The sequence below is a fragment of the Planobispora rosea genome (assembly GCF_014648175.1).
GTDB lineage: Bacteria > Actinomycetota > Actinomycetes > Streptosporangiales > Streptosporangiaceae > Planobispora > Planobispora rosea.
The window spans coordinates 1-8,553 of the sequence record NZ_BMQP01000092.1 but is presented as its reverse complement, the minus strand read 5'-3'; the positions used below and the strand labels follow the sequence as shown (position 1 = coordinate 8,553).

8 protein-coding genes are annotated in these 8,553 nt (G+C 71.4%); 5 read left to right on the top strand and 3 right to left on the bottom strand.

Annotation, left to right across the window (positions count from 1 at the left end; all coding sequences use genetic code 11):
- Positions 1-243: hypothetical protein (locus IEZ08_RS40130; RefSeq protein WP_373294404.1), on the top strand; the 243-nt coding region annotated here is incomplete at its 5' end.
- 65 nt (positions 244-308) lie between these two features.
- Here IEZ08_RS40130 and IEZ08_RS38575 read toward each other — a convergent pair.
- A complete protein-coding gene (locus IEZ08_RS38575) occupies positions 309-1,247 on the bottom strand; it encodes a cyclase family protein (protein WP_068923159.1) in 939 nt (312 codons plus the stop codon).
- A 194-nt stretch (positions 1,248-1,441) separates the two neighbouring features.
- On the opposite strand from IEZ08_RS38575, the gene IEZ08_RS38570 reads away from it, so the two are divergent.
- The gene (locus IEZ08_RS38570) at positions 1,442-3,418 is read left to right on the top strand and encodes an FHA domain-containing protein (protein ID WP_189244203.1); all 1,977 of its coding nucleotides are present in this window, start codon (positions 1,442-1,444) and stop codon (positions 3,416-3,418) included.
- Here the strand turns inward: IEZ08_RS38570 and IEZ08_RS38565 are convergent.
- Positions 3,399-3,560, bottom strand: a complete 162-nt coding sequence (locus tag IEZ08_RS38565) for a hypothetical protein (protein WP_176728472.1) — start codon at positions 3,558-3,560, stop codon at positions 3,399-3,401. The genes IEZ08_RS38570 and IEZ08_RS38565 overlap by 20 nt on opposite strands.
- 390 nt (positions 3,561-3,950) lie before the next feature.
- Between IEZ08_RS38565 and IEZ08_RS38560 the strand changes: the two genes are divergently transcribed.
- From IEZ08_RS38560 to IEZ08_RS38550, 3 genes are all read left to right on the top strand, one after another.
- Complete coding sequence (locus tag IEZ08_RS38560; protein WP_068923161.1) at positions 3,951-4,520, top strand: hypothetical protein; 570 nt, start codon at positions 3,951-3,953, stop codon at positions 4,518-4,520.
- A 166-nt stretch (positions 4,521-4,686) separates the two neighbouring features.
- Complete coding sequence (locus IEZ08_RS38555) at positions 4,687-5,289, top strand: copper chaperone PCu(A)C (RefSeq protein ID WP_068923162.1); 603 nt, start codon at positions 4,687-4,689, stop codon at positions 5,287-5,289.
- Positions 5,286-6,536: a Dyp-type peroxidase gene (locus tag IEZ08_RS38550; RefSeq protein WP_068923163.1), complete on the top strand. Its 1,251-nt coding sequence runs from the start codon at positions 5,286-5,288 to the stop codon at positions 6,534-6,536. Before IEZ08_RS38555 ends, IEZ08_RS38550 begins: the two co-directional genes overlap by 4 nt.
- Positions 6,537-6,641: 105 nt before the next feature.
- On the opposite strand, the gene IEZ08_RS38545 is transcribed toward IEZ08_RS38550, so the two are convergent.
- Positions 6,642-8,318 carry a sensor histidine kinase gene (locus IEZ08_RS38545; protein ID WP_189244202.1) on the bottom strand — a complete coding sequence of 559 codons (1,677 nt, stop codon included), beginning with the start codon at positions 8,316-8,318 and terminating at the stop codon, positions 6,642-6,644.
- Positions 8,319-8,553 lie beyond the last annotated feature (235 nt).

The following is an 8,553-nucleotide window of genomic DNA, read 5'->3' as shown; positions in this document are numbered from 1 at the left end:
CCCAGGTCAACCTTCAATTCCGGGCTCACGTGTGACTACCAACTGCGGAACCCGGGTCACGGGCGGCGGGCCACCCGCACGCTCCTGGAATGGATCCGTGGCAACGACCTGACGATGGACTGCGCGCCGGACCCCGCCGGTGACCGGTTCGGCTGCCGCTATGAGCTGTACCGCACGGACCCGCGGACCGAACCGATGAAGACTCGCTGGCGGACTCAGCTGGCGATCCGGCTTGACCGCTGACGGGGTGATCGGGCGGTGCGGGGTCTCGGGTCCCTCAGGACGTCGCGCCTCCTTGTGAACCGCGGTCAGAACGTGGCGATCGGGTTGACCGGGCTGCCGGACGTGCCGGCGAAGCGGACCGGCGCGACGGCGAGGTGGAAGTCCCACTGGCCGAGCTCGGCAGCCGTCGTCGCGCACGCCTCCAGGTCGCAGTTGTCGAGCATCCACAGACCCATCGCGACGAGGCTCACGGCGTGAACCGGCATCAACACGTCCTCATACCCCGACGGCTGAACGTCCTGGGGGGTGTCGGCGCCGATCAGCGCGACCTCCCGCTCACGCAGCCACGGCAGGCAGGACGCGTGCCATCCGGCCTGCGTGAAACCGCTGACCGCACCGGTCTCGTGCCGGACGCGGCCGTAGCCGGTCCGCAGGAGTACCGCATCGCCGGATCGCACTCGCACACCCTGGCGGCGCTCGGCCTCTTCGAGATCGTCGGGAAACACCCCCTGCCCCGGTTCCAGCCACGGCACACCCCGCACGCTCGCGATGTCCAGCAGGACACCACGCGTGATGATCCCGTTCGCCGCCGCCGTGACGGCCGCCCACGCCGATCCCGTCGCGGCGTCGACCAGCGAGTGCGACCGCCCGTTGTACATCGTGCCGTCCCAGAAGATGTGGCACGGTGAGTCGAGATGGGTGAGGGTGTTGCCGTGGAAGGCGACGCCGAGCCGCTCGGACGAGAAACCCCAGCGGCGGTCGTTGCGGAATCCGGGCACCGGCATGTCCTCGGCACCCGGCATGTCGGCGGCGCACGGGCACGTCGTCGTCGACCGCTCCATGTCCTGCGGTACGGCGACCTCCCAGGCGCACGACACGCTCCTGCCGTGGCGCACGGCCCGCGCCGCCGCCAGCCGGACGTCGTCGGTGATGTGGTTGAGAGTGCCGAGCTCGTCGTCGTCGCCCCACCGTCCCCAGTTCGACAGCGTGTCGAAGTACCCGAGCACGTCGTCCTGTGTGGGCATCGGTCGTCCTGCCGTCATCTCAGCATCGACTCCTCCGGTCACGCGGTTCGAGGCACCGCAGGAAAGATATCCCGCCCCCTCCTTCGGCATGCCGGGGCCCGCTGAGCCGGCATGGCACAAGATCGCTCTCCGGCTGGGGCCGTGTGCGTATTTTTCCGCGGTACGGCTGGGCACGTTCGCCCACGATGAGACCCATGGCCCCTGTCATCGTCGGAGACGAAGGCCCGCTCTCCGGTCAACGCTTCGCACTCGGCGACACGCCCATCACCTTCGGCCGCAGGTCCGGCTCCAGCGTGGTGATCGCCAGCAGACGCGCTTCACGCTGCCACGCGGAAGTGCGGCACGAGGGCGGGCGCTACGTCCTGCACGACCTGGGCAGCCGGAACGGAACACTGGTCAACGGCGTGCGCGTGACATCGCACGTGCTCCAGCCAGGCGACCTGATCATGATCGGCGAGGAGCGCTTCCGCTTCCTGGCGGCCGCCGAGACGGCTGACGAGGTCCGTGACGAGGCCCCTGACGAGGCCGCCACGCTCCTCGACCCGTCGCTTCCGGTCCTGAGGGTGTCGGTCTCGGGCGGCGGTCCCGTCGGACTGAGCTTCGCGCTCCTCCTGGAGGACCTCATGGGCCCGCGGGTCGCCGTCACCGTCTACGACGGGCGCTGGACGGAGAAGGACTCGCGGATCGTGTGGAAGGGGCAGGCCGAGGGCAACGTCCGCCGCCAGCAGGTCGTCACGGTCCAGAGCCGCCAGTACCTGAATCTCCCCGGACCGGTGCAGGAGCGGCTGTTCACCCCTGGGGCGTACTCCGAGATGTGGCCCGCCGGCCCGGACTCCATCCGCGGCCACGCACCGCGTAACCTCCGCATCGCCGCCATCGAGGACAGGCTGCTGGAACTGGCCAACGACAAGCCCGGGCGCATCCGGCTCGTCCCCGCCCGCTTCTCGCCCGAGGAGCACGGCGAGAGCGTGAAACAGGAGCACGTGCTGGCCATCTGCGAAGGCGGGCGGTCGCGCACGCGGGAGCACTTCACCGGCAAGTTCGGCACCGCGGACAGCTCCATCTACTCCCTGAACGGCCGGCACCTGCAGGACGTCGTGCTGGGACTGCGGGTGAGGTCCGGCCTGCCCGATGCCATGAGCGTCCTGCTGACCGTGGCCCAGAACCGTTTCCTGCTGAACGCCCTGGACGGCGAGGGCTTCCTCAACATGCGTCTCACCGACGAGGAGGCGATGGAGGTCATCGGGATCGATCCCGTCCGTCATGTCTTCGAGCAGTGCGTCGCCGCCAGCCCCTGCATGATGGGACGCAACGACCACGGCGAGTTCCACTGCTCCACCCACGGCACGCTGTTCCTGCCCGCTCTGCTCAGGGGCTCGGCCCTGTGGCGGCGGGTCAGGGACGGGCTGGTCATGTTCGGCGTGCGGGAGAGCGACCTGAGCGCCGTCACCGCTTTCCGGCTCGACATGGTGCAGCGGCCGCGGTTCACCGCGCGCCTGCACGCGCCGACCGCGTCCACGCCGGGCATCTACGGCTTCCTGCTCGGCGACGCGGCCAACGCCATCCACTTCTGGCCGGGCCGTGGCCTCAACAGCGGGTTGGCCTCGGCCATCTCGCTGGCCCGCTCGCTCAGCCGGGCATGGCGCGGGCAACCCCTGCGCGATGCGGACTTCATCCGGCACGAGGCGGCCATGGCGATGCTCCAGTACCGGCACAAGAGCCGTGCCTGGCAGGCGATGGTCACCACCGATGAGCACGGCGTCACCAGAGCCATCAAGGACGACATCGCCACGGCCCTCGCGGGTGAGGGAGAGGACGAGGACGCGCAGGTGACGCGGGACGCCGACGTCGAGGTGCTCATGGAGCGACTGCGGCGTGTCCGGAGCCGCCTGGCGCAGCGCGTCACCGGCCTGCCCGACGACACCTCCCTCCGCGCCCACCTCGGCAAGCTCTCCGGTGAGACCCTGCGCACCCTGGTCGCCAGCGGCGCGTGGGACACCCTGGTCATGGGTGGCGAAGAGGTCGACATCGACATCTTCTACCGCCAGGAGCCCGCGGGCGCCGACCGGGGGGAACCAGTATGGGCGCCCCGGCTGGCCCGCGAGCGTGACGAGCACACGAAGGTGATGGCCAGGGGAACCGTCAGACCGCTCACACGAGCTCAGCGCTAGTGCCCTGGATGCGGGTCGGGGCGGGCTCCGGCCCCTCGTTCCGGTCCTTGCGGTCACCGGCGGCGAACACCCGGCGGCGCCCGGACAGGTCACCGAGCGATCCGGCCACCGGCATCGGCAGCGTGAGATAGCCCGACAGCACGACGACCAGTGCCGATGCCGGTCCGCTCCGACGCCCCCGCCTGGGGGCCGCACCGCCGACCCGCGCAGGGACAGCCTCGGCGCCGCGGGACTGACACTGCCGGAGGCCGTACGGCATCTGGAGGCCTCAACCGACTTCACCCTCGGCTTCCCCGGAGACTTCCTCGCCGCCGTGGAGAGCGAAGTGTTCGGTGAGGCCGGCGCCGCGGTCGACGCGAGGTGAGCCGGGGCGCGGCACCTCGAACTCACGCTGGAAGGTCGTGGTGAAGGCGGGCCCCGAGCTGTAACGGGCCCGGCGGTTCCCACCCGGCCGCGCCGGGTTTCTCCGAACACGGCACCATGCCGGGCTGGCGGCCGGGGCGGCGGCCCCGTGTGCGATGATGATCGCGAGATGTCCGCCTCCCCGTTCTTCCGCCTGGCTCGCGCCGCCGCCTTCACCGCGGTCTGCCTGGGCTTGAGCGTGTCGGCCCACGTGCTGGCCGGAGGGCCCGTCTGCGCGTGGAGCGCCGCAGGCGGAGCGGTGCTGACCTTCGCCGCGGCGCTGGCGGCGGCGGGACGCGAGCGCTCGACGGTGGTGATCCTGCCGCTCCTGGCAGGCCTGCAGGTCGCGCTCCATGTCTTGTTCTCCCTGACGCATGCGGCGCCCGCGGCCACGCTCACCGGCCAGGCCGCAGAGCACGTCCACGGAGGGCTCGTGCCCGGCCTGGGCATGGTGGTCATGCACGGCTGGGCGGTCGCGCTGACCGCGCTGTGGCTGGCCCGCGGTGAGGCGGTGCTGTGGGCGCTGCTGCGGCGGCTGCCGCTGCGGCTGAGCCGCCTTCTCCTGGTGCGTTCCCTCCCGGAGCCGGTGCCGTCCTTCGTCCCGCCCGCGGCCGGGCCCCGGGTGTGGCACTCGGTCCGGTTGCGTCACGCCGTGCCCAGGCGCGGTCCTCCCCGCCAGGTCGACGCCGCCTTCGGCTGAACATCCCGATCGCCGAAGGCCGCTTTCGCATCGTCGCGGGCCTGTGCATGCCCGCCGCCGGGGCCGCCGTCGTCGTGACCCGGCGAATTCGACCTGTGTGACCTCACTTCCGGCACGGCCCCTCCTTCCGCAGCGGCCTGCCGTACCACCAGAAAGGCCTTTCAGCGTGCTTTCTCGCCGTACCCGTTCCGCCGCCGCCCTGCTGGCCGCCGCGGTCGCGCTCACCGCATGCGCCTCCCAGCCCACCACCTCGGCCGCACCCGCCGGCACCGCGTCCACCGGCACCGCATCCGCGGCGGCCGCGCCCGCCCCGTCGGCCTCCGCCGCCTCGTCCCCGCTGACGATCACCGACCCCTGGGTGAAGACCACCAAGAAGGGCATGACCGCCGCCTTCGGCACGCTGGTCAACAACACCGACACCGACGTGGTCGTCGTCTCCGGCGCCTCCCCGCTGTCGCCGGAGATCGAGCTGCACGAGGTCGTCGACTCCGGCGGCAAGATGGTCATGCGCCCGAAGGAGGGCGGCTTCACCGTCCCGGCGCGCGGCACCCACCCTCTGCAGCCCGGCGGCGACCACATCATGCTGATGGGCGTCACCGAAGAGGTGAAGCCCGGCGCACAGGTCGCCTTCACCCTCACCCTCAAGGACGGTTCGACCCTGGAGTTCACCGCCGTCGGCAAGGAGTTCGCCGGTGCCAAGGAGGACTACCAGCCCGGCATGGACATGGGCGACGACAAGGACGGGCACACCGGCGAGGGCGACCGGTGACGGCCGGATCCCGTATCAGCCGCCGGGGACTGCTCACCGCGGGCGCCACCGCGGCCGTGGGCACGGTGGTCACGGCCGCGGCGGCGTGCTCACCTGAACAGGCCCCCGCGTTCCGGAACGGCACCGCGCGCGGGCAGGACGTCTCCGCGGTCACCCCCGCCGAGGCTGCCGGCGGCACCGCCGTCGAACCCTTCCACGGCGTCCACCAGGCGGGCATCGCCACGCCGCCGCAGACCCACGCCGCTTTCGTCGGCCTGGACCTGAACCCCGGAACCGACCGCGAGGCGATCGCGCGGATGATGCGGCTGCTGAGCGACGACGCCTACCGCCTGACCCAGGGCGTCCCCGCGCTCGCCGACACCGAACCGGAACTGGCCGTGCTCCCGGCCCGGCTGACCGTCACCTTCGGCTTCGGCCCCGGTCTGTTCGCCGCGGCGAAGATCGAGCGCCTGAGACCCGAATCGGTGGCACCCCTGCCGGACTTCTCCATCGACAAGCTCCAGGAACGGTGGAACGGCGGGGACCTGCTGCTGCAGATCTGCGCCGACGACGCCCTGACCGTGGCGCACGCGCTGCGCATGACGGTCAAGGACGCCCGCGCCTTCGCCCGGGTGCGCTGGATCCAGCGCGGATTCCGCCGCCCGCCGCACGTCCAGACGCCCGGACTGACCCAGCACAACGTCATGGGCCAACTGGACGGGACCGTCAACCCGCGGCCCGGAACCCCGGACTTCGATCGGGCCGTATGGATATCCGGAGGCCCGCCCGGGATGCGCGGCGGCACCACGCTGGTGCTGCGGCGCATCCGGGCGGAGCTGGAGACCTGGGACGCCGTCGACCGGACGGGCAGGGAGTTCGCGGTCGGCCGCCGCCTGGACACCGGCGCCCCGCTCACCGGGAGAAAGGAGCACGACGAGCCGGACTTCGCCGCGCTCACCCCCGCGGGGTTCCCCGTCATCGCCGACCAGGCCCACATCCGCAGAGCCCACGTCGCCGACCCGGCTCTGCGGATCTTCCGCCGGGTCTACAACTACGACGACGACCTGTCCGCCGACGGGCACGCCGACTCGGGGCTGCTGTTCGCCTCCTACCAGGCCGACATCGCCCGGCAGTTCACCCCGGTCCAGAGACGCCTGGCCGAGGCGGACCTGCTGAACGAGTGGACGACACCGATCGGCTCGGCCGTGTTCGCCATCCCGCCGGGCTGCGCGGAAGGGGGATGGATCGGTCAGGCCCTGCTGTCCTGACACTGTCCGGTTCCGTGTCCGCCCTCGCCGATGTCCCCGGCTTGTCCCGTCTTCCGCCAAGCCGGGACATCGGCTCTGCCGGGCCCCGCGGGGCTGCGGTGGAGATCAAGCTCCGCCTTCACCTTGTGCAACCGGGACGCGCAGGGTGAAGGTGGAGCCCTGCCCCGGAGTGCTGGCGGCCGTGACGGTGCCGCCGTGGGCCTCGACGATCGTCTTGACCAGCCACAGTCCCAGCCCGACGCCCTGGATGGCGTTGTCATAGGCGTACGGGGCACGGTAGAAGCGCTCGAACACGCGTGGCAGCTCCTCGGCCTCGATGCCGACACCGTGGTCGACGACCGTGATCACCGCCTGCCCGTCCTGCGCCGAGGCGCGCACAGCGATCGGTGTGTCGATGGGCGAGTACTTGACCGCATTCGACAGCAGCGCGCTGATCGCCCGCACCAGCAGGTCACGATCGGCGGTGACCGACTGCACACCGGCATCGATCTCCACCTCGATGAGGTGACCGCTGCTGCGGGCCTGGGCGCTGGCGGTGCGCACCGCCTCCTCCAGGACCTGGCGCACCGGCACCGGGGCCGGCCTCACGGTCAGCTCACCGGCTGCCAGGGCGCTGACCGCCAGCAGATCCTCCACCAGGTTCTGCAGCCGGGCCGCGTTACGCGTCATCGCCTCCAGCATCCGGATCTGGCCGACGTCGAAGGAGCCCGTGTCGGCGTCACTGAAGATCTCCAGGTAGCCGGTCAGGGTGGTCAACGGAGTGCGCAGCTCATGGGAGATGGTGGCGATGAAGGCGTCCTTGGCCGCGTCCAGTTCCTTCAGCCGGGCGACGGTCTGCTGCTCGGCCTCATAGGCCTGGCGCAGCGCCTGCTCGGCGCGGCGGCGCTCGGTGATGTCGTGGACGAACGCGTGAAAGGACCACGTGTCCGCCTCGCGGGTGGCCCACACCACGATCTCGATGGGGAACTCACTGCCGTCGGCACCGGCCCCGGCCAGCTCCAATCTGCGGCCCAGCACGTTCGACTGCCCCGTGGCCAGGAATCGGGCCCGGCCGGCCTCGTCGGCTCTGCGGTAGCGCTCCGGCACGATCGTCTCGTGCACCAGCCGGCCCAGCATCTGCTGGCGGGAACGGCCGAACATGCGCTCGGCGGCGCTGTTCCACTCGGTGATGTGCCCGGCGGCGTCCGTGGAGATGAAGCCCTCCACGGAGGCGTCGACGATCTGCCGCAGCCGGTCCCGGCCGGCTTGGACGGCGGTGTGGAGCTTACGGCGATCGGCCACCCGTCCCAGCTGGTAGCCGATGGCGGCCATCACCCGCAGCAGCGGCTCATCGCGCGGGAGGACCTGCCGGGAGAAGAACTGCAGCACCGCCGCCACCCCGTCGACCGCGATGACCGGGAAGGCGAAGGCCGCCCGTACCCCGGGATCGCGGCCCTGCAGCAGGTGCCGGGCCAGCGGGTCGACGGTCAGATCACGGGACCAGACCGACTGGCCGGTGGCCGCGACCTGACCGATGACGCCGGTGCCCGCGATGAAGCGGGTGGCGGCGGCGATCTGGCGCAACATCGGGAAGTCCTCGATCGGCCCGACCCAGATGCCGGAGGAGACGAACGCCTCCCCGTCGGGAGCCGGCACACCCAGGTGCCCCAGCGGCCAGCCGGTCACCTCGCACACCGCACTCAGAGTCGCGCGGGCCGCTTCTTCCAGGTCGTCGGTGGCGGCGGCCACCGCGGTGATGTCGTCGAGCAGCGCGACCAGTGCCATCTCCCGCTGAATGCTCATCGGTGCTCCGCTCCTCACGCTTGACCGATGCCGCCGGCCGGCGCGGTCGCTCCCTTCAATTTATCGAATCCGTGCCCGACCCATCGCTGAGAGTGATGGCGGGGTTGAGGGGTCGAGGACCTGCACGGCTTGGCGGAGACCGGCAGGTCACCCCTTCCCGGTCAGATCCGCCGACGCGCTCAGGCCGTCCAGGATCGTCTCGATCCCGGCCTCGAAGCTCGCCTCCAGATCGAGG